Here is a 19,703-nt window from a genome sequence, read left to right on the forward strand (position 1 = left end):
TGAAAAAACTGATAAAAGACAACACATCAACTTTGTCTACTTCAGTAGCACGTGAACAATCAATCAGATTGGTTGAAACTGCTTATTTGGCTGCAGCAACAGCTTTGATATGGATAGCTCTTTATTACCTACCAGTAGGTGGTGCTTTCTTTAGGCTTGCTTTACCTCTTCCTTTAGCCCTTTTACAGGTCAGGAGAGGTCATCAGGCTGGATTGGAAGGAGTGTCACTACTGATAATGTTATTGATTGTTTTAATGGGACCTATTAGAGGCCCTTTGGTTCTGTTCCCCTATGGATTCCTTTCACTTTGGCTGGGTTGGAGTTGGTGTAGAAAGTTGAGTTGGTGGTTGAGTTGGAGTGTTGGAGCTTTTTTAGGAACTATAGGATTTCTTATAAGAGTATTGTTTTTGTCAATTTTGGTGGGCGAGAACCTTTGGGTTGTAATTACTCGTGCCGCCTCGGCTCTATTAGAAAGGATTATTGATATTTTTAATCTTCCTTTGATCCCTGATATGGCGCTTATACAGTTGGCAGCTTTATCCTTAGTGGTTATTCAAGAATTGATTTTTGTCCTTACATTGCATGCAGTAGCTTTTTGGGTGTTTCCTAGACTTAGCGCTTCAATACCTCATCCCCCTCGTTTATTGAATGGTCTAATCGGTTGGGAGCCAACTTAGAATGTATTAATTTGGTCAAAAGTTTTTCTTACTCTAGCCTTCCATTTGGATGCAAGGCATTTGGTGTTGGAATAACACCTATGAAAGTCGACAATTGGTTAAAGAGTTGGAATTGTTCTATTAGGGATATTGACTTTCTTTTAGTTTTAGCAGGCTCTCTTACTGCTGAGGTGGAGGGAATTTCTGCAGCTGGTGCGACTATAGACTCCAGAAGGTATACGGCAGTAGCAGATGCCGAGCTTTTAATTAAAGGGCCTTCTTGTTCAAGGACGTGGCCTTTGCCCCCTTTACCAGCAGGTGTTTCTCCTGCACTCATCAGCCATGTCGCTTCTAAATTACTAGCGCTAAAGCCTAGGGTTCTTACTGCAGGCTTGCTAGAAACTCCTTGCCTTCCTCATATAGCGATAGATTCGCTTTCTTATGGCCCTGCTAAATGCTTGAGCACTGGTAAGGCAATGGATCTTAATCGTGTAGAAGACTTATGGGAGAAAGGGATCGTAATGGGGCGTAGGTTGTGCCATCCTCTTTTGCTTGCGGAATGTGTGCCTGGTGGAACGACTACTGCTCTTGCTGTGTTAACAGGGTTAGGGATGTCTGTAGGAGATTTGGTTAGTGGTAGTAATCGTGTACCTCCTATGAGGTTAAAGAATAATTTGGTTGCAAAAGGGTTGGCAAGTTCAGATATTGGACCAAAATCACACCCTAAAAAATTATTAGCTGCTGTAGGTGATCCATTTCAAGCCGTAGGTGCAGGATTACTTCTAGGAGCCAGAGAGGCAGGAGTTCCTGTTTTGTTAGGAGGAGGCAGTCAAATGGTTGCTGTTTTGGGTATTGCTTTGTCAACTATTGATTCGACACATAGATCTGATTTTGTAAGAGAGATTGCCATTGGAACAACAGCATGGCTTGCAGAGGAGGTAATTGTTCAGCCTCAAAAGCAAAGCTCTTTCACTAGTTTAATAAAGACTTTTGCTGACTTTTTTAATGTGGATCTTCTAGGATTATCCAGTGGATTGCGTTTTCACAATAGTTCGAAGAAAGTTTTACGAGATTATGAATTGGGATTTATAAAAGAAGGAGTTGGTGCTGGGGCACTAGCTCTTTTGGCACAAATTAATGGGATTAGTTGTCAAACATTGCTTGAAGAATGTGAAATCGCAGTTGATCAATTGAATAATATTGGTTAGGTGCGCCATTTCATGCTTAGGTTTAAATCATGAACGATTTACTTCTAGGAAGAAGAGATTTTCTTCGATTAGGCATCGTGGCTGGTGTTTTGGGTTTGTCTAGTTGCGGTATCAGTAAGAAGGCAACATTGGGTTCTTTTCATGGCATTTTACCTAAGGAGCTATTAAAATCTTTACCATCAGAGTGGCGCTTCAAATTACTAGACTCAAATATTTCAACTGATCCATATAAAACTTATTTTGCAAAGGAGATAGATTTAATTGCGATTGGAGATGGGTGGCTGAGAACCTTAGACTTTAAAACTGTTCAACCTATTGGTGAAGCTAAACTTCAAGGTCGTCTTAATAGACAAGCAATTATTTTCTTAAGTAGCTTTGGTCCTGATATTGCGAGCAAATTGTTTCCAGTTGGATTCTCTCCTTGGGCAATGCTTTTTCGTGGAGGAGGGACTTGGCTACCTAAGGCTAAAGAAACGTGGGAAGTACTACTTGAGCCCGACTTTGAAGGCAAGATAGTTCTACCCAGCAGTCCAAGACTTGTCATGTCTTTAGCTGATCGTATGGGGTATCAAGATGAGCTAAGACGTTTAAGAGGCCAGGCCATAACTTTTGATGATCAGAATGCCTTGAATTGGATTATATCTGGGAGGGCAAAGGTGGCCGTATTGCCTCTACAGCATTGCATGGGAGCACTTTCAAAAGACCCTAGACTGAGAGTAGTAATACCAAATCAAGGAGCACCTCTGAATTGGACTATCTTAACTAGACCTAAAATGTCACAAGAGCCTTTGCCTTATTCGTGGATCAAAGAGGCATGGGAATTACCTTTAATGGGTCGGCTTATTTCTAAGGGTTGGCTCCCTCCCCTTTCTTATTCGGAAACTCTCAAGGCAATTAATTTTCTTCCAAAAGAACATCAGTCAATTATATTCTCTTCAGAAGAAGTTTTTGATCGTTTTTGGTCTTTATCTCCATTAGATGAATGGGATCAAAAAATTCTTGAAGACCGTTGGCTTAAGTCAACCCCATAATCTTCTTTTAGGTCTATCTAATAAGTGATGATGTGTTTGTTCAAGTAAGTCCGGTATTTTTAGATGATTTGGACAACGTGGTAGACAATCCCCACACTTCTTGCAAGCACTAGCATCAACCTCTTCCCACCAATGCCCTGCTTTCCCTATGAGGTTATATCTTTCTTTTGAGAAGGAAGTTAGATCATGTCCGATAGATAAGTTTCGCAATCGCAATATCTCAGGTATTGGAACATTGTTTGGACATGGGATACATTCTCGACATTGCCCACATAAAGTATCCCCTAGCCGACGCTTCCCCTCTTGATATAGACGATTCATAGAGGCTTCCTCTGCTTTGGTTAATTGCCCATTTGCTGCTACTAGCTTTTTAGCTATAGAGAGCTCTTCTGGCTTATTGGCTCCTAGTGTTAATGTACTGACCCCTTGAGCTAATAGAAATCTATATGCCAATTCGATAGGAGATATTGGAGAGCAATCTTTAATTAAGGTTTGACTTGGAGTATGCAAGTGACCACCTTTGTCTGCTGGTGAAATAGCCATTACCCCCATGTCTTGATTCAAAGCAAGTTTGCTAAGATGGAGCCTACCTTGGTCGAGAAGATGTAAATGTAGACTACAAAAATTAAATTGGCGACTTTTTATAGCTTTCTCTATAAGGGATTGATCACCATGAGAGGTAAACCCGAACTGGGCAATAAGATTTTTTTCTTTAGCCCACTGAATCAGTTTAATCCCGTCTCCATGTAGGGCCCATGTTAAATGTTCAGGAAGATTAAGACCATGAACTGCAAGATTGTCAATCTTTGGAATCCCAATGTCTACTAAAGTTTGCTGTAGTTGCCTTTGGCCTTCTGAGAAGGTAATGCCTGGAAGGATCTTGCTTGTGACTACCCAGCCATTCTGAGGATTGATTTTATGAAATCTAAGTTTTTGTAAAGATTCGCCTAGGAACTTTTGAGCAGGTCCATATGAAGGAGAAGTTTCTATGTGATTGATCCCAGCCAAGCAAGCCTCTTTAACTACCGCATACATTGCTTCAGAAGACTCAAGGGCTCTCATGGTCCCTAATGTGAACAGGCTGACTTCCACTTCTTTTCCAAAAGGTCTTCGAACAATTTTCATTGCTTTCTAAAAGTTTTTGAGGAATTTCTTCTTGGCATTCCTGAATTGACTAATTTGATTGAATTGAGCTTTGCTTTAAGCTCATTTTCTATAAGGTTCAGATGGTTTCGTTTTAGCTTTTTTAAAAGAAGATTTTTCATTGTAATAGGAATTTCTATCTTGAAATTACTAATGCATTAGTAAAAGGTGTTTTATGAAATGATTGAGTTGTTTTAGTAGTAATAATGTTGTTAGTTTGGGTATTGTTGAAGGTAAGCAGTATGCGTTTGATTTCTAAGACTTTCCCAGAAAAGTGGGTTGAGCTTGGTTCCCCAGGAGCACTTAGAGTTCAATCGATCCTCTAAATTTTGTTGCTATGACTATGGCTAATATCTTTCTTTATAGCTTCTTAAAATAATGTTTACAGGTCTTATTCAAGCAGTAGCTAAGGTTCAATACCAAGGTAATAACCTATTTGTAGAGGGGAATGAGCTGCCTTTTTCAATCAATATTGGTGACAGTGTTTCAGTTGATGGGGTTTGTTTAACAATCGCAGCTTTTCGTGGAAATGGTTTTTTGGCAAATATAAGTGAAGAAACTTTACAACGAACAACTCTTGGTAAGAAAGCTGCAGAGAAGGGCTTTGTGAACCTTGAACCAGCACTTTGTCTCTCTGATCGGTTAGGCGGACACTTGGTAAGTGGACATGTTGATGGACTAGGGACCGTAAGCTCTCTAGATAACTTACCTAATTCATGGAATTTAGAAATTAATTGGCAAAATAGTAGCTTTGCAAAATATATATGTGATAAAGCAAGCATTTGCTTAAATGGCATAAGCCTTACTGTCTCCGGACAGAAAAAAGAAGGGAAGGTCTTCTCAATAGCTGTAATTCCTCATACTTGGATCAATACCTCTTTGCAATATCTGCGCATAGGTGACTTGGTGAACCTTGAGGCGGATCTTATGGCTAAATATGCCGAAAAACTATTATTAGAAAGATTTCCCTCCAATAATCAAAAACTTAGTAATAACCAACCTGATATCTCCACTGATTGGTTGGTGAATCAGGGCTGGCAATAAAGTATTTGCATTAACTAAATTGGCTGTAGTTCAAGTCTGACAAAATTTTTTAGAGAATTAGCTTTTCTTTTCCATAGGAAGCAAACTTATTGCACCAGAATCTTTTTTCACATCAATTCTGAATTCTTGGCCTGGGACGAGACCAAGTTTTTTTGTATATGCATGACCTATTAGAAGGTTTCCATTCCCATGAACCTTAGTACGAAATTCAGCTTGCCGTCCTCTTGGTGATCTGTTGCCAGGCCTACCAGGACCATTTGAGCGTAATTTATATCCCTTTGCTTGAACTAATGCTCTATAGAAACTCTTACGAAGGACCCTCCCACTAGGGCCTACATAACCACAACCTCTTGCAATTTCATCCTCTGGATGATTGCTTAAAGATCTGGCTTTGTCGAGGAGTTCCTTGCCTACTAGCATCTATGAGTTTTAATCTTTATTAATTCTGACGACAAATTGCAATTGTGGCAAGAAGTATTTTTAAATTTTCTCTCTAGGTATCAAATTTTCTTTTCAAAGTAGATAGAGGATGATGAACAAAATTACCCAGATTCCATCTACGAAGTGCCAATAGAGTTCAGCTGCCTCTAGAGGAAATGTGTTTTTGTTTGTTATTCGTCCATCGGGATAACGGGCTTGCCACCAAACAATCAAAATCATCAGAGTCCCAAGTGTTACATGAAGTCCATGGAAACCAGTAAGAGCGTAGAAAGTACTCGCGTATAAATTGTCGGTAAGGCCAAAAGGCAAAGTGAAGTATTCCACCATTTGACTTGCAAGGAAAGCAATTCCAAGACCTGCGGTAAAAAGAAGCCATTTTTGGCAGATTCTTGCTTCACTACGTTGTAATGCTTTACCAGCACGGTGAAATGTTGCGCTACTTACAAGAAGCAAAATAGTGTTTAGAGTTGGTAGAGGTAGTTCGAGCTCGTATATTGCATCAGGGAGTAATGGGTTGACTGCTTTAAAGGTCAAGTAAGCTGCAAAAAATCCAGCAAAGGTCATCCCGTCAGCAACGAGAAAAGCTATAAGCCCAAATAATCTATGGTCTTCGTGCTCATGTTGAGATTCCTTTTCCTTTGAATTAGGTATTGATTCTTGAGGATTATCATCAAGTGGTGTAATAGTTGTCATTAATTAAGTCTCCTTGGCATTTCCAATAGAAGGATTCTTTTCTTTTTGTGGCTTCTGACCATAACCATAAGGCTTGGTGACTAGAGGGGCTTCTCCTGGCCAATTCTCTACGGGAGGCGGTGAGCTAGTAAGCCATTCTGGGGTTAATGCTTGCCAAGGATTGTCACCAGCGATTGGGCCTTTAAAAGCGCTATATATAATATTCCATAAGAAAGGAATAGTACTTACTGCCATTAAGAGAGCCCCTGCGCTACTTAATTGATTTACAAAAGCAAATTGAGGATCATATTCAGCTACACGCCTTGGCATTCCATTAAGACCTAGCCAATGTTGAGGAGCAAAGCATAGATTGAATCCAATAAAAGTAATTATGAAGTGAAGCCGGCCAATATTCTCATTGAGCATTCTTCCAGTGAATTTTGGATACCAGTGGTAAATAGATGAAAAGATTACAAAAACTGACCCTCCATAAACTATATAGTGGAAGTGGGCTACTACGAAGTAGGTATCATGAACGTGGATATCGAAAGGAACTTGAGCCAAGGCAACTCCAGTTATTCCACCTAAAACAAAATTAACAATAAAACCGCATGAAAAAAGAATTGCTGTGTTAACAGATATACGACCTCCCCAAAGAGTAGCTACCCAGTTAAAAAATTTTATACCTGTTGGTACTGCTATAAATGCTGTCGCAATTGTAAAGAAGAGCCTCATCCAGGGGGGGGTACCACTGGTAAACATATGATGAGCCCAGACGATTAACCCTAAAAAAACGATTGCCATTATTGAATAAACCATAGTGTTGTAGCCAAATAAAGGCTTTCTGCTATGTACGGGTAGTATTTCGCTTACCAAACCAAATGCCGGAAGTACCATAATGTAAACAGCTGGATGGGAATAAAACCAAAAAAGATGTTGATAGACGATTACATTCCCACCAAGAACTGGGTTGAAAAAGCCTGTATGAGCAACAATATCGAAGCTTAAGAGAATTAGGGTTCCTGCTAAAACAGGTGTGGAGAGGACAACTAAAAAACTTGTTCCTAGCATTGCCCAGCAATACATTGGCAATTGCATTAACTTGAGTCCTGGTCGTCGAAGCTTGAGAATAGTTGCTATAAAATTGATACCGCCAAAAATCGAACTTCCTCCTAATAGCAAGACACTTATAATCCAGATGATTTGGCCTGCAGCAGGCGTGGTGATACTCAGGGGTGGATATGCAGTCCAACCTGACTGCGCAGCACCATTTATAAAGTAGCTTGTTATGAGCATTAACCCTGCAGGGGGTATTAACCAGAAGGCGACAGCGTTTAGTCGAGGGAAAGCCATGTCTCTAGCCCCTACAAAGAAAGGGATCAAGTAGTTGCCAAAGGCTCCATTGACTACTGGAACAATCCAAAGAAAAATCATGATTGTTCCATGCAGAGTCAATATTTGGTTGTATACATCCCTAGGCATAAAGTCTGAGACTGGGCTTGTTAACTCAATTCTTATTGCACTAGCGAGTGCACCACCTATAAGATAAAAAACAAACCCACAAACTAAATATTGAAGCCCTATTACTTTGTGATCTAGGCTAAAGCTAAAATAACGCAACCAGCCTTGTGGTTGAAGGCTTTTTGAATTATTAGGCGTTGTTGGAGGAATTGAAATTGTCATACTTCTAGGTCAGGCTTTTTGGCATTCTTTGCGAACCAGTTTTGGTAGTCTTCAAGCTCTTCAACAACCACTGTTGAGCGCATGCCTCCATGGTATGGGCCACACAACTCTGCGCAAATAATTGGGTATTTACCTACTCTAGTCGGTGTGAAATTTAATATTGTTGGTTGACCAGGGATCACGTCTTGCTTGAGACGAAACTCGGGAACCCAGAAAGCATGTATAACATCTTTTGACTCCATCTTCATAGTCACTGGTTGTCCAATCGGCACATGAAGCTCTCCTGAAATAATGTCACCATCTGGATAATGAAAAAGAAAAGCAAACTGCATTGCAGTTACTTCAACTGGAATTAATGTTCCATTAGCTCCTTGCATAGACTTGTCTTTAGAGCCAATGCCACCCCAAATTCTTTGTTTAGAAGCCATTTGATGGTGGTGTTGATTATTAGCCCCTAGTGATTCCATCCCACCCATTCGCTCATATATGTCATAGCTATAAAGCCCAACAAATAATATTACTATTGCAGGAACTGCTGTCCAGAAAATTTCTAGTGGAAGGTTGTCTTCTATTGCAAGGCCATCACCTGTTTGTCCTGGTTTCCTTCGAAATTGAATAAGACTATAAACTACTAGGCCTAACATCCCAAAGAATAAAAGGGTTCCGATAATGAAGAGAACCTTGAATAGCTCGTCATATATTGGAGCATTAGAACTAGCAACAACAGGAAGTAGATTCACGTTGCTGCCTACCCAAATCCCTCCAATGATTAGACCTAAACTAATCAGAATCGTATAGATGGCCGTTAAGGACGGCAATATCAAACTCCCAAGATATATACCTAGGTTATTAATAAATAACCATTTGCGCATTCAGTAATTATCTTGCAAAGGACATTCGATAGATTTTCTTTCTTTTGTACAAAGTTTCCATGAGAAATAATCATTATTTTCCTTGCTTTTGTCAGGAATGGGAGACTTAATTGATTATTTAGATGTTGTACTCCTGTAAATAGCGTGCTGTAAGGCTGTAAATAGCTACCTTGCTCAATGACAATCCATTTTTCAGTATCTGAATTTAAGCTTATCTCCATCGACCGCTCGGCATCGTCTGGGACAATTGTCTGCTCATATTGTGGTGGCTCTTGTTGCATTAGTTGTTGTGGGCGGAGCCACTCGGGTAATGGAGGCTGGCTTGGCTTGCCCTGATTGGCCTCTTTGCTATGGGTCCTTTTTCCCAAAAGGACAAATGAACATACAGGTCTTCCTTGAGTGGTTTCATCGCCTGGATGCGTTTTTTGTTGGGGTATCTATCTTAGTTCAATTCTTTTTTTCCCTAACCTATAAATCTCTTTTGCCAAAATGGTTTCCATGGATAAATGGAGTAGTACTTTTTTTGATTCTTTTGCAGGGTGCTTTAGGTGCTTTGACAGTTTTTGAGCTTCTATCATCAATTGTGGTGATCTCTCATTTGCTAATAGCTTTGAGCTTAGTTGCTCTTATGAGTGGATTAGTTCAGAGACTTCTTCAGAATGAAGGTACAGAGCCCCCTGTTTGGTGGAAGTTATCAAGTGGATGCTCCCTTTTAGCAGTCATTGTGCAGAGCCTTGTTGGAGGAAGGGTGGCTACTACATGGTCAGCCCGAAGGTGTATCGCTCAGACTGTTGATTGCCAATGGTTAGACCTACATCGCTTTACAGCGTTTCCTGTTGCCTTATGCATCATCTCTTTTGTTGCCTTTTCTTTATACAAAGGTGGCTGGTTTAGAGAACAATGGCCTTTCTTGGCAGCTATTTCTGGTTTATTGATTTTGCAAATTATGCTTGGTGTCTTTTCTGTTCATTTGAATCTGAATGAACCTTTGGTGACAGTTTTTCATCAGTTGGTGGCTACTTTATTAGTTGCGTTTACCGCTGCTTTAAGTTTTCGTAGGCCTAACTTAATTCCTTTGACTTGCTCGAGGAACTTTGTAGATTCAGCTTTTGAGGCCTGTCATGGTTAGTTCAACCTCACAGATTCTTGAGAATCCCTCTAGCCGTAATAAATTTGTACCTTCTAGAAAGTTGGTAAAGCTTCCTGCTTGGTTGGAAGTCGCAAAGCCAAGATTGATTCCTTTGTTGCTGGCTACCACATTAGGAGGGATGGCTTTAAGTGAGGGTTGGCCGTTACCCTCTCCTAGGCTTGCATGCACGCTAGGTGGTGGAGCCCTTGCCGCTGCTGCTGCAGGTGCATTGAATTGCCTTTGGGAGCAGGATCTTGATGGTCGTATGGAAAGGACAAGTTCAAGAGCATTGCCTTCTGGACGTTTATCACCTTCTACTGTTTTTGCAGGTGCTATCTCTTGTACTTTGGCCGCTGCCACCCTTTTAGTAAGTGGAGTCAACTGTCTTGCCGCTGGTTTGTCGTTGTTAGGTATATGTTGTTATGTCTTGCTATATACAGCATTGCTTAAGCCACGTACATCTCAAAACATTGTTTTTGGGGGAGTGGCAGGAGCAATTCCTCCTTTGGTTGGAGCTGCTGCCGCTACTGGGCATGTAGGACTGAGTGGATGGTGGTTATTTGCGTTAGTGATGGTATGGACTCCAGCTCATTTTTGGGCCTTGGCAATTCTTCTGAAGGATGACTATAGGTCTGTTGGCATACCAATGCTTCCAGTAGTAAAAGGCTCTGTCTTTACGGCGAGGGCCATATCTCGTTATGGCTGGGCAACGGTTTTTTTGAGCACATTCGGTGTTTTTGCCTTGCCTGACGGTGGTCTTTTGTATGGGCTTTTATTAATACCTTTTAATGGAAGATTGCTTCAGATGGTTCATAGACTAGCTTCCGATCCAGATGATTTAACAAATGCAAAAGGACTTTTCCGTTGGTCTATCCTTTATATGTTTGGCATTTGTCTTTTACTTGTAATTAGTCGTTTCCCATTGGCGAGTCAATTTCATAGTCAGGGCATTGTTTTATTCACAAACATTGCTAATACTCTTTCTATTGCTTAAATAAAAAGATCTAGAGTTTTTAATGCAATTGAATTTACTTTCTATATTTCTAATATTCACTTAAAGGATCACCTTTTTTAATGTCACTGGTTGAACTGCATGATCTCGTGAAGTCTTATGGCTCAGTAAAGGCTTTGAATAAATTGAGCTTAAGAGTTCCGGAGGGCTCTCTTTTTGGTCTTCTTGGTCCGAATGGTTCCGGTAAGAGTACTACTTTGAGAATCCTTTGTACTTTGTTAGCACCGGATTCAGGTAATGCGATAGTGGCAGGCGTAGATGTTTTAAAGAACCCTCGCTATATAAGGCAAAACATTGGTTATGTAGCTCAGGAAATTGCAATTGATAAAATCCTTTCTGGAAGAGAACTTCTCCAATTACATGGCGATCTTTATCATTTGAGTAGAAATGATCGGGATCTACGTATAGAAGAGTTGGTTCGTCAACTTGAGATGGGTGAATGGGTTGATCGACGCTTAGGTTCTTATTCAGGCGGTATGAAAAGAAGGCTTGACCTTGCTTCTGGTTTACTGCATCAGCCCAAGTTATTGATTTTGGATGAACCAACCGTTGGCTTGGACATAGAGAGTAGGTCAACGATCTGGAACTTATTAAGAGATCTTCGAGAAAAAGGAACAACAATTCTTCTTAGTAGTCATTACCTTGAGGAGGTTGATGCACTCGCTGACCAGATGGCGATTATTGACAAAGGACAAGTCATTGGGTATGGATCACCTCAAGAGCTTAAAGATAAATTAGGAGGTAATCGCATAACACTTAAAGTGAGGGAATTTAGTGATGAAAGAGAATCAGAGAAAATAAAACAATTGGTAAAAGAAATTGAGGGAGTGGGAAAAGTTGTTGTGAATAGAGCACAGGGATTCTCATTAAACCTTGTCGTTGATGATCAAGATGTTTTGCAAAAGTTGAGGGCAAAGTTAACTGAGTCAGGATTCGATGTATTCGCTTTATCTGAAAGTCGACCAAGCTTGGATGATGTTTACTTGCAGGCAACTGGCCGAACAATTGCAGATGTAGAATTGGAGGTAGCTGGCAAGCGGGATATTAAGGGCGAGGCAAAGAAGTCAATGAGGTGATAGCAAAAGTTGCGTTGTATTTGCTACAACTTAAACCTTCTTTTTAAAACCTGCTAAATCAATTAATGAAAACGCCTACTTTAATTTCTTCTAATATCCGGGGGCAAGAGTCAAAGCTCTCGGAGTTTAGCCAAGAAACCATGGCCTTAACCAAGAGATTATTTCTCCAATTAATACGTCGTCCATCAACTTTGATTGCTGGTATTTTACAGCCATTAATTTGGTTGGTTTTATTTGGAGCATTGTTCTCTAATGCGCCAGAGAGCATATTGCCAGGAGAGATGGATTATGGACGGTTCTTAGGTGCAGGGATCATTGTATTTACTGCTTTCAGTGGAGCCCTTAATGCAGGCTTACCAGTGATGTTTGATCGTGAGTTCGGATTCTTAAATCGCTTGTTAGTTGCTCCTCTCCAAAGTAGAAGTTCAATAGTTGCTGCTTCTGTGATTTACATAACGTCTATTACTATCTTGCAATGCCTTGCAATTATGGGGATGTCTTTTTTTATTGGCTATGGCTGGCCAAACTCGGAAGGGATTCTGTTGGTACTGCTAACCCTCTTGATATTGGTCTTTGGTGTTACGGCATTGAGTTTAGGCTTGGCATTCATTTTGCCAGGACATATTGAACTTATTGCAGTCATATTTGTAGTCAACCTTCCTTTGCTTTTTGCAAGCACTGCTTTGGTTCCAATTTCTTTCATGCCTGCTTGGTTAGGCTGGCTAGCAGCGATTAATCCCCTTACCTTTGCAATAGAACCTATACGAATTGCTTATAGCGGTTCAATTGAACTAAGCACAGTCCTTATTCATGCTCCATATGGAGACGTAACAGGATATGGATGCTTAGCTCTTCTTACGGTTCTAACAATTGGACTGTATCTAGCCATTCGTCCACTCCTTAACCGCAAACTTGTTTGAGCCTGTGACTTCAACAAAACAAACGGAATTCATTTCTTTCAGAAAAGCATCTCTTCAGAATCAAATCACTGAAGCTATGGCATTGAACGATGACAAGCAGCTTTGTGCCTTGAAAGCACAATGGGTTCATCGCTATGGGTTGGAAACTTTGCTTGAGCCTGAGGTTCAAGACTCAACATTGTTAGTTAGAGAACCTTTTGCATCTATTCAAGATATTAATGATATAGCAACACTTGAGAATGATCCGATTGAATCTTTTGGCAACACCTCAAAGTTTGATACTTCTGTTGAAGACTGTTTAAAGCCTATTGCCAGGTGTGAGAAAGACTTGCTGGGAGAATTAGAGATAGATCAAACTTCTTGCGAACCTTTGAGCAAAACTCAATATGCTCAGGCTGTCATTACGAATGAAGCGGAAGAAATTGAGAACACATTAAGTGATTCATCGCCTGTTATAGCACCTGCACCACCATCTCCTGAAATTAGCCATTTACGTAGATGGCTACCTTCTTTTGAAGATAATTCTATTAAGGCTTCTTAGTACAGTGTTCCATCTTTTTTCTCAAATATATGATGTGGTTTCGATAATTTTGAATTGATAAGGATTACATCATTCCAGGCATACCCATGCCACCCATGCCACCCATCATACCACCCATACCACCCATACCACCCATACCACCCATACCACCCATTGGGTCTCCAGCCCCTTCTGCCCCTGGAGCTGCTGGTGGTTCAGGCTTGTCGGCAATTACTACTTCTGTAGTGATGATTAGTGAAGCGATTGAAACTGCATCTTGAAGTGCTAGTCGTATTACTTTCACTGCATCGATTATGCCAGTGGAAAGAAGGTCCTCATATTGTCCTGTGGCAGCATTAAAGCCTTTCCCCAGTTGTTCAATTTGAGATACAACAACATCTCCATTCTCTCCTGCATTTACAGCTATTTGCCTGGCTGGAGCTGATAAGGCTTTTTTAATTATGTCAACTCCAGTTTTCTTATCACCACTTAACTCTTTTGAAAGACTATTGAGCTCATTACTTAATTGAAGAAGAGTGCTCCCACCTCCTGCAACAATTCCTTCTTCTACTGCAGCACGAGTTGCATTTAAAGCGTCTTCAATCCTAAGTTTTCGATTCTTTAACTCTGTTTCAGTTGGCGCCCCTACTTTAATTACAGCTACTCCCCCAGCAAGTTTTGCTATTCGCTCATTCAACTTCTCTCGGTCGTAATCAGAATCAGTGCTATCTAATTCTCTTTTAATAGAAGCTACTCGTGACTCCACAGCTTTGCGATGGTCATCATTAGCAACGATAGTTGTCGAGTCTTTTGTAATGGTTATTTTTCTGGCTTTACCTAAATCTGAGAGAGAAACTTTTTCTAATGACATTGCTTTATCTTCGCTTATTAATGTCCCTCCAGTTAGAACACTAATATCTGCAAGAGCTGCTTTACGCCTTTCCCCAAATGATGGGGCGCGAACAGCTGCTACTTGTAAAACTCCACGATTTTTATTTACTACTAAAGTTGCCAATGCTTCTCCTTCAACTTCTTCAGAAAGAATCACTAAAGGAGAGCCACTTTTTTGGACTGCTTCTAAAACAGGGACTAGGTCACCTATGGAGCTAATTTTTCTATCGGTTATTAAGAGTAAAGGGTTTTCAAACTCGCAAATTTGACGGTCAGCATCAGTAACAAAGTAAGGCGAACTATAACCTCTATCAAAAGCCATCCCTTCGGTTATTTCCAGCTCAGTGTTTAAGGACTTTGATTCTTCGACTGTAATTACACCATCTACACTGACTTTCTCCATGGCCTCAGCCACCATTTCCCCGATCTCTTCATCACCACCCGAACTAACCGTTGCTACTTGAAGAATTTCATTGCCACTTATGCCTTTACTTTTTTGTTGCAATTTTTCAACTATGAATGAAACTGCTTTTTCCATGCCACGACGAAGCTCGATAGGGCTTGCCCCTGCGGCAGTATTTTTTAGTCCCTCATGAACCATTACTTGAGCTAAAACAGTGGCTGTTGTTGTGCCATCACCAGCTTTATCTTTCGTTTTAGAAGCAACCTGCTCAATAAGCTTTGCACCTAAGTTTTCAAAGGGGTCTTCTAGTTCTATGTCTTTGGCTATGGAGACCCCATCGTTAACTATATCTGGAGCTCCAAACTTCTTTTCTAGTACTACATTTCTGCCTTTGGGACCAATGGTTACCTTTACTGCGTTGGCAAGTGCATCTACCCCTTTCTCAAGGGCGCCTCTAGATTCATCTGAAGAACTAAGGAGTTTGGCCATTTTTGTTTGTTACTGGCATCAGTTTGAATAACACTCTTACGAAATGGGATGTGTTAATAAGTGGGGAAAGCCGAATGCTTTGGACATTTTTAGTTTCAACAATCCTGAAAGGTAGGTATGGTCCAAATATGAATGATCCAGGAGCTTTGTTTTTTGTGCTGATGGCAGGGCTGGCAGGCACAATGACGTTGATATACTTCCCAGTGCGTTTATTTCTTACAGCAACTGCCAGAAGTAGAAGATTAAAGCTTTTACAGCGTATTCGTAAGTTAAGAGATGAATTGGGTCAGCCGCTTGAGAGCTGAAAGAAGTAGAGAGTATTAACTAACGATAAAAATTAAAAGTTTCGTACTAGTTGTTATGAACAAAACTAATCACAACAAATAATCTTCCTAAGTTATCCGTAAAAGTCATGGCAGTGATTGAGGTAATATGCTTATTTCAAGAGACTTACTGGGTAAGCACTCATGAGGGTAGGAAGTCACATGCTTAGCGGTAAATCCTGCTCCGATAGCAATCAACCCAATTGCAAATATCCATTTAGATCTGCCTGTGGTTAAGAAACTTTTCATATCTTAGTTATGTGGTTTTTTAGATTCCTTGTTTACTTAGCAGTAGAACATGTCTATATGAAACGGCATTTTTAGAATAGAGCCTAGTCCGCTTAGTTTCTTTTGATTCACTTTTTTGTGACGTAATAAGATGTACATTTCGAGAAACTATTGCATCATTTCGAGTTCGATTTATAAAAGTATAAGCTCGACACTAAGTCAATGCTCTCAACAGCTACTCGACTTCGGATACAGAAGATCCTTACAAGGCTTTCAAATGGAGAGTTGGTTACACTTCAAGAAAGGGTCTATATAAATAAATTTGCAAGTAGAGATCAAACCGTTTCAAATTGGTTGAAAAGAGCTATTAGGATTCAACAAAATTTTGAAGCTAATAATCCAATTGATAAATTGATTAATGAGCTCGATCTAGGATCTTCAGATCCAGAATCAAGTTTTAATCCTGATCAAGATGATTTAGGTGATTGGTTTACTGGTGCTCCTTCATGGCTTGGAAGAAGTTAAAAGCAAGATTTTCGCCTATTCCTTTTCCCCTTCAGTTCATCCTTGTAACTCGAATACATAGTCTTAAAAAGTAGGGCTTTTAACTCATTAACATACCTCCATCTACTTGTAAAACTTGTCCAGTTATATAAGCTGCTGCTGGGTCTGTGGCAAGAAATCGCACTGTTCCAGCAATATGCTCTGGACTTCCAAATTCACCTAGTGGAATTGCAGAGAGGATTTGTTCTGAATCAAGGTCTTTTGTCATATCTGTCTCAATAAACCCAGGTGCTACTGCATTAACTGTTATGCCTCTACTGGCAAACTCTTTGGCTGTGCTTTTTGTTAGACCCACTACTCCAGCTTTTGCTGCAGCATAATTTGCTTGTCCAGCATTACCCATTAGACCTACGACGGAAGTGATATTTACAATCCGACCTGTTTTCTGCTTAAGCATGGGTCTTGCTACCGCCCTTGTACAAAGGAAGACCCCGGTCAAGTTGAGATTAATAACTGACTGCCAATCTTCTGTTCTCATCCTCATTAATAATCCGTCTTTAGTTATGCCTGCATTATTGATTAGGGCATCTATTCGGCCACTTCTTTCTAAGACTTTTTTTATTAGATCATTTACAGATTCTTCATCTGCGACATTGGCTTGAAGTGAATATGCTTTGCCTCCTGAAGCGGTGATTGCCTGGACGACATCCTTGGCGCTTTCGGCAGAATTCGCATAGTTCACAACAATTTCTGCGCCTGTTGTAGCAAGATTTAAAGCAATTGCTCGCCCAATACCTCTACTGGCTCCAGTTACTAAAACAGTTTGCCCTTCACAAAGATTTTGATTAGTCATTGTTTTTTTTTTGATTGTTTGTAATCGTAAGAAGAAAACTAGTTTCGACTCAAGTAAAAAGTAAAGAAATTGAGTGATGATTGATCAAAAGTCTTGAACTTTTCTATTGAGAGGAATTTGTTTTGCATTTGCTAATTGCAGCAGCAGGTAGTGGCAGCCGAATGGGTGCAGATTGCAACAAGTTGTTGTTGCAAATAGAGGGAGAACCCATCTTAAAATGGACTTTAGAGTCAGTTGCTTTGGCTAGTTCAATTAAATGGATTGGCATTATTGGCCAGCCTTGCGATAAACATGCAATTATGCAGATTGTTCAGGATTTTTCTAAACCTGTCCAATGGATAAATGGGGGTAAAACGCGTCAAGAGTCAGTTCAAAAAGGATTAGCTGCTTTGCCTGATGAAGCAATACATGTATTAATACACGATGGAGCTAGATGTTTAGTAGAGCCTGAGTTGTTTGATCAGTGTGCACAGATGGTTTTGAAGGGTGTTGCCATCATTGCTGCCACGCCAGTTGTCGACACAATAAAGACAGTTGATAGTAATGGTTATATATCAGGTACTCCAGATAGATCTAAATTGTGGGCCGCTCAAACGCCCCAGGGATTTTCAGTTGAACAACTCAAGGAAGGTCATGCGACAGCTATTGCTAAAAATTGGAATGTCACAGATGATGCTTCACTTTTCGAAAAACTAGCCTGGCCAGTAAGGATTCTCGAATCTTCTCCATCAAATATAAAGGTCACAACTCCATTTGATTTGTCAATTGCCCAGTCAATAATTGCTATGAAGAGACAATCCTAAGTATTCCTCGCTCTCCATCAAGTAATGCTTGGCTTCCAATAGGAAGTGCTGCATTTCCGCAAAGGTGACCAATAGGTAGATTCCCAACTACTGGGATATTGAGGCCCTTAGATCTTTCTTTTAAAACTTCATCAATTCTAAATCCTTCACCTACTTCAATACTTTGTGGATCTACGCAATTAACAAAATTGCCAAATCCAAGTCCTGCAAGCCCTTGGAGTAACCCTGCTAATCTCCATTGGGTCAACATTCGGTCCACCCGATAAGGCTCTTCTCCAATGTCTTCAATGATTAAAATTGCGCCTTTTAGATCGGGGATATGGCTACTACCAAGTAGATGAGATGCCACAGTTAAATTGCATGCAACTAAGGGCCCTTTTGCTAAGCCGCCAATCCAGGGCTCTCCATATAGGTCTGGTATTAATTCTCCAAAAAGAATAGATTTTAGTCTTTCTTTGCTCCATGCAGGCTCATATGCCAAAGAAGTGATCAAAGGACCATGTATGCCTCCGCTAAATCCTGCAGAGAGCCTAGAGAGGAGAATAGAGCTGACGTCTGAGAACCCAAGAAGCCATCCTCTTTCCCAGGGTTGATGATGTTCTAATAGCCTTGCTGCTCCCCATCCACCTCTAGCAAATGCCTTGAGAGCTGCAGATTTCTTGGGATGAAGTTCATTTAATCTTGTTTTGTCGCTTCCAGCGAGATAGCCCCAATGACGCCCTACGACACTGTGCTCTCGACAATGTAGTCCCCACCCTTCAAAAACTTTTAACCCTGCAATAAGAGAATCTTGATCTTTAACAGCTGAGCTAGCAGCAATTGTTATGACTTCGTCCCCGCTTTTGAGAGGTTTTGGAATGGTTTCTGACTTAATAGCGAGCATATCTAATTAACTTTACTGAGAATTAAGCCTAATAAAAATAGGCTTCCAAGCAGTACTTGGTTACTAAAATGTCTACTAATCATAGAGGTGCTAATAGCATTTAGATTTATTAAATGTATTTCCCTTTGCATCCCTATACTCGCTATTAACCAAATTGGCCAAAAAACTAAACTTGTATCTGCCTTAAACGCTCCAAATCCAAGGAGGACACTGGTTATGAAATAGCAGATAGAAACAGTTATTTTTGCGTTTCCTCCAAGACTTAAAACACTACTATGGAGCCCTAAGTTTTTGTCATCATTCTTATCTGCCATTGCATAAACAGTGTCAAATCCAAAAGTCCATGTCATGGTTGCAAGCCAGCATGAGATAAGAGGCCAGCCACCACTTAAAGAGGACTCGCTTGCTGCCCATGGGATTAGTACAGAGAATCCCCAGCAAAGTGCCAAAAGAGCTTGCGGATATTTAAACCATCGTTTTGAAGACGGATATATAAGAATCGGGATCAATGAAGCAGAAGCAAGTTGTAAGCACAGAACTCTGCTAGAGCCAGGTAGTAGCAAAACTATGAGAAGACTAAGTGTTAATGCTGTGACTAATAGTCCCCAAGCGGTTGAGGTTTTAATCTTGCCACTGGCTAATGGACGATTTTTTGTACGCTTAACTTTACTATCAAGATTGATATCCCAAAGATCATTAGCTATACAGCCTGCAGCACTTGTGAATATGCCACCTGTGATAATTAAAGCAATGAGCAACTTTTGAGGTGGGGCTGATGGTGTTAGCCACAGAGACCATCCAGCTGGAATTAATAGAATCAACCTTCCGCTTGGCTTATTCCAACGTAAAAGATGGATCCAATTTTTGAGTTCAGTTTTATAGTGAAGGCTTTTCACAGATAATTTTTTTTGAGAAAAAT

The 19,703-nt window shown here is 40.4% G+C and carries 23 protein-coding genes; 12 read left to right on the top strand and 11 right to left on the bottom strand.

Translation table 11 applies throughout. The features are described 5' to 3' along the window. Window positions 1-32 precede the first annotated feature (32 nt). The 3 genes from P9211_RS02180 to P9211_RS02190 are packed head-to-tail and all read left to right on the top strand — an operon-like array spanning window position 33 to window position 2,895. On the top strand, window positions 33-677 hold the full coding sequence (locus tag P9211_RS02180) for a DUF2232 domain-containing protein (RefSeq protein ID WP_041391406.1): 645 nt from the start codon (window positions 33-35) through the stop codon (window positions 675-677). Then, a complete protein-coding gene (gene cobT, locus P9211_RS02185; protein WP_012194990.1) occupies window positions 662-1,864 on the top strand; it encodes a nicotinate mononucleotide-dependent phosphoribosyltransferase CobT in 1,203 nt (400 codons plus the stop codon). The genes P9211_RS02180 and cobT overlap by 16 nt, the downstream gene beginning before the upstream one ends. Window positions 1,865-1,893: 29 nt before the next feature. Next, window positions 1,894-2,895, top strand: a complete 1,002-nt coding sequence (locus P9211_RS02190) for an ABC transporter substrate-binding protein (protein ID WP_012194991.1) — start codon at window positions 1,894-1,896, stop codon at window positions 2,893-2,895. Here P9211_RS02190 and P9211_RS02195 read toward each other — a convergent pair. Continuing rightward, entirely contained in the window at window positions 2,884-4,020 is a 1,137-nt protein-coding gene (locus P9211_RS02195) for an aldo/keto reductase (protein ID WP_012194992.1), read from the bottom strand. The two genes, P9211_RS02190 and P9211_RS02195, sit on opposite strands and share 12 nt — an antisense overlap. A gap of 396 nt (window positions 4,021-4,416) precedes the next feature. On the opposite strand from P9211_RS02195, the gene P9211_RS02200 reads away from it, so the two are divergent. Then, complete coding sequence (locus P9211_RS02200; protein ID WP_012194993.1) at window positions 4,417-5,082, top strand: riboflavin synthase; 666 nt, start codon at window positions 4,417-4,419, stop codon at window positions 5,080-5,082. 57 nt (window positions 5,083-5,139) lie between these two features. Here the strand turns inward: P9211_RS02200 and P9211_RS02205 are convergent, their stop codons facing one another. The 5 genes from P9211_RS02205 to P9211_RS02225 form a co-directional block, all read right to left on the bottom strand. After that, entirely contained in the window at window positions 5,140-5,502 is a 363-nt protein-coding gene (locus tag P9211_RS02205) for an AbrB family transcriptional regulator (RefSeq protein WP_012194994.1), read from the bottom strand. A 93-nt stretch (window positions 5,503-5,595) separates the two neighbouring features. Next, window positions 5,596-6,216, bottom strand: a complete 621-nt coding sequence (locus P9211_RS02210; RefSeq protein WP_012194995.1) for a cytochrome c oxidase subunit 3 — start codon at window positions 6,214-6,216, stop codon at window positions 5,596-5,598. A gap of 3 nt (window positions 6,217-6,219) precedes the next feature. Then, on the bottom strand, window positions 6,220-7,878 hold the full coding sequence (gene ctaD / locus P9211_RS02215) for a cytochrome c oxidase subunit I (RefSeq protein ID WP_012194996.1): 1,659 nt from the start codon (window positions 7,876-7,878) through the stop codon (window positions 6,220-6,222). Continuing rightward, window positions 7,875-8,750 carry a cytochrome c oxidase subunit II gene (locus tag P9211_RS02220; RefSeq protein WP_012194997.1) on the bottom strand — a complete coding sequence of 292 codons (876 nt, stop codon included), beginning with the start codon at window positions 8,748-8,750 and terminating at the stop codon, window positions 7,875-7,877. The genes ctaD and P9211_RS02220 overlap by 4 nt, the downstream gene beginning before the upstream one ends. Beyond that, entirely contained in the window at window positions 8,720-9,031 is a 312-nt protein-coding gene (locus tag P9211_RS02225) for a hypothetical protein (RefSeq protein ID WP_143703323.1), read from the bottom strand. Before P9211_RS02225 ends, P9211_RS02220 begins: the two co-directional genes overlap by 31 nt. On the opposite strand from P9211_RS02225, the gene P9211_RS02230 reads away from it, so the two are divergent. The 5 genes from P9211_RS02230 (at window position 9,013) to P9211_RS02250 (ending at window position 13,428) form a co-directional block, all read left to right on the top strand. Beyond that, a complete protein-coding gene (locus P9211_RS02230) occupies window positions 9,013-9,879 on the top strand; it encodes a COX15/CtaA family protein (protein ID WP_012194999.1) in 867 nt (288 codons plus the stop codon). The two genes, P9211_RS02225 and P9211_RS02230, sit on opposite strands and share 19 nt — an antisense overlap. Beyond that, on the top strand, window positions 9,872-10,873 hold the full coding sequence (locus tag P9211_RS02235; protein ID WP_012195000.1) for a heme o synthase: 1,002 nt from the start codon (window positions 9,872-9,874) through the stop codon (window positions 10,871-10,873). The genes P9211_RS02230 and P9211_RS02235 overlap by 8 nt, the downstream gene beginning before the upstream one ends. 80 nt (window positions 10,874-10,953) lie before the next feature. Further along, window positions 10,954-11,967: a daunorubicin resistance protein DrrA family ABC transporter ATP-binding protein gene (locus P9211_RS02240; protein ID WP_012195001.1), complete on the top strand. Its 1,014-nt coding sequence runs from the start codon at window positions 10,954-10,956 to the stop codon at window positions 11,965-11,967. 65 nt (window positions 11,968-12,032) lie between these two features. Beyond that, entirely contained in the window at window positions 12,033-12,887 is an 855-nt protein-coding gene (locus tag P9211_RS02245) for an ABC transporter permease (RefSeq protein WP_012195002.1), read from the top strand. A 4-nt stretch (window positions 12,888-12,891) separates the two neighbouring features. Then, window positions 12,892-13,428, top strand: a complete 537-nt coding sequence (locus tag P9211_RS02250) for a hypothetical protein (protein WP_012195003.1) — start codon at window positions 12,892-12,894, stop codon at window positions 13,426-13,428. A gap of 64 nt (window positions 13,429-13,492) precedes the next feature. Here the strand turns inward: P9211_RS02250 and groL are convergent, their stop codons facing one another. Then, a complete protein-coding gene (gene groL, locus P9211_RS02255) occupies window positions 13,493-15,190 on the bottom strand; it encodes a chaperonin GroEL (protein ID WP_012195004.1) in 1,698 nt (565 codons plus the stop codon). A gap of 23 nt (window positions 15,191-15,213) precedes the next feature. On the opposite strand from groL, the gene P9211_RS09635 reads away from it, so the two are divergent. Further along, a complete protein-coding gene (locus P9211_RS09635) occupies window positions 15,214-15,495 on the top strand; it encodes a hypothetical protein (protein ID WP_162465531.1) in 282 nt (93 codons plus the stop codon). A gap of 105 nt (window positions 15,496-15,600) precedes the next feature. Here the strand turns inward: P9211_RS09635 and P9211_RS09675 are convergent, their stop codons facing one another. Further along, a complete protein-coding gene (locus P9211_RS09675) occupies window positions 15,601-15,762 on the bottom strand; it encodes a hypothetical protein (protein ID WP_012195006.1) in 162 nt (53 codons plus the stop codon). Between the two features lie 201 nt (window positions 15,763-15,963). Here P9211_RS09675 and P9211_RS02265 point away from each other — a divergent pair, with 201 nt between their 5' ends. Beyond that, on the top strand, window positions 15,964-16,266 hold the full coding sequence (locus P9211_RS02265) for a hypothetical protein (protein WP_012195007.1): 303 nt from the start codon (window positions 15,964-15,966) through the stop codon (window positions 16,264-16,266). 79 nt (window positions 16,267-16,345) lie between these two features. Here the strand turns inward: P9211_RS02265 and fabG are convergent, their stop codons facing one another. Beyond that, a complete protein-coding gene (gene fabG / locus P9211_RS02270; RefSeq protein ID WP_012195008.1) occupies window positions 16,346-17,098 on the bottom strand; it encodes a 3-oxoacyl-[acyl-carrier-protein] reductase in 753 nt (250 codons plus the stop codon). Window positions 17,099-17,220: 122 nt separating this feature from the next. Between fabG and ispD the strand changes: the two genes are divergently transcribed. Next, window positions 17,221-17,901, top strand: coding sequence for a 2-C-methyl-D-erythritol 4-phosphate cytidylyltransferase (gene ispD / locus P9211_RS02275; RefSeq protein WP_012195009.1), 681 nt, complete (start codon window positions 17,221-17,223; stop codon window positions 17,899-17,901). On the opposite strand, the gene P9211_RS02280 is transcribed toward ispD, so the two are convergent. Then, window positions 17,882-18,784, bottom strand: coding sequence for a S66 peptidase family protein (locus tag P9211_RS02280; RefSeq protein WP_012195010.1), 903 nt, complete (start codon window positions 18,782-18,784; stop codon window positions 17,882-17,884). The two genes, ispD and P9211_RS02280, sit on opposite strands and share 20 nt — an antisense overlap. Window positions 18,785-18,786: 2 nt before the next feature. Then, entirely contained in the window at window positions 18,787-19,680 is an 894-nt protein-coding gene (locus P9211_RS02285; protein ID WP_012195011.1) for a 4-hydroxybenzoate polyprenyltransferase, read from the bottom strand. Between the last annotated feature and the right edge of the window lie 23 nt (window positions 19,681-19,703).

It is taken from the genome of Prochlorococcus marinus str. MIT 9211, assembly GCF_000018585.1.
In the GTDB taxonomy this organism is placed as follows: Bacteria; Cyanobacteriota; Cyanobacteriia; order PCC-6307; family Cyanobiaceae; genus Prochlorococcus_D; species Prochlorococcus_D marinus_B.

Excerpts from the sequence above, each read along its gene's own strand:
- P9211_RS02235 (WP_012195000.1), top strand. The coding sequence starts at position 9,872 with ATGGTTAGTTCAACCTCACAGATTCTTGAGAATCCCTCTAGCCGTAAT.
- P9211_RS02225 (WP_143703323.1), bottom strand. The coding sequence starts at position 9,031 with ATGCAACAAGAGCCACCACAATATGAGCAGACAATTGTCCCAGACGAT.
- P9211_RS02210 (WP_012194995.1), bottom strand. The coding sequence starts at position 6,216 with ATGACAACTATTACACCACTTGATGATAATCCTCAAGAATCAATACCT.
- groL (WP_012195004.1), bottom strand. The coding sequence starts at position 15,190 with ATGGCCAAACTCCTTAGTTCTTCAGATGAATCTAGAGGCGCCCTTGAG.
- P9211_RS02200 (WP_012194993.1), top strand. The coding sequence starts at position 4,417 with ATGTTTACAGGTCTTATTCAAGCAGTAGCTAAGGTTCAATACCAAGGT.
- P9211_RS02220 (WP_012194997.1), bottom strand. The coding sequence starts at position 8,750 with ATGCGCAAATGGTTATTTATTAATAACCTAGGTATATATCTTGGGAGT.
- P9211_RS02240 (WP_012195001.1), top strand. The coding sequence starts at position 10,954 with ATGTCACTGGTTGAACTGCATGATCTCGTGAAGTCTTATGGCTCAGTA.
- P9211_RS02190 (WP_012194991.1), top strand. The coding sequence starts at position 1,894 with ATGAACGATTTACTTCTAGGAAGAAGAGATTTTCTTCGATTAGGCATC.
- P9211_RS02205 (WP_012194994.1), bottom strand. The coding sequence starts at position 5,502 with ATGCTAGTAGGCAAGGAACTCCTCGACAAAGCCAGATCTTTAAGCAAT.
- ctaD (WP_012194996.1), bottom strand. The coding sequence starts at position 7,878 with ATGACAATTTCAATTCCTCCAACAACGCCTAATAATTCAAAAAGCCTT.
- P9211_RS02245 (WP_012195002.1), top strand. The coding sequence starts at position 12,033 with ATGAAAACGCCTACTTTAATTTCTTCTAATATCCGGGGGCAAGAGTCA.
- P9211_RS02195 (WP_012194992.1), bottom strand. The coding sequence starts at position 4,020 with ATGAAAATTGTTCGAAGACCTTTTGGAAAAGAAGTGGAAGTCAGCCTG.
- fabG (WP_012195008.1), bottom strand. The coding sequence starts at position 17,098 with ATGACTAATCAAAATCTTTGTGAAGGGCAAACTGTTTTAGTAACTGGA.
- P9211_RS02265 (WP_012195007.1), top strand. The coding sequence starts at position 15,964 with ATGCTCTCAACAGCTACTCGACTTCGGATACAGAAGATCCTTACAAGG.
- P9211_RS09675 (WP_012195006.1), bottom strand. The coding sequence starts at position 15,762 with ATGAAAAGTTTCTTAACCACAGGCAGATCTAAATGGATATTTGCAATT.
- P9211_RS02280 (WP_012195010.1), bottom strand. The coding sequence starts at position 18,784 with ATGCTCGCTATTAAGTCAGAAACCATTCCAAAACCTCTCAAAAGCGGG.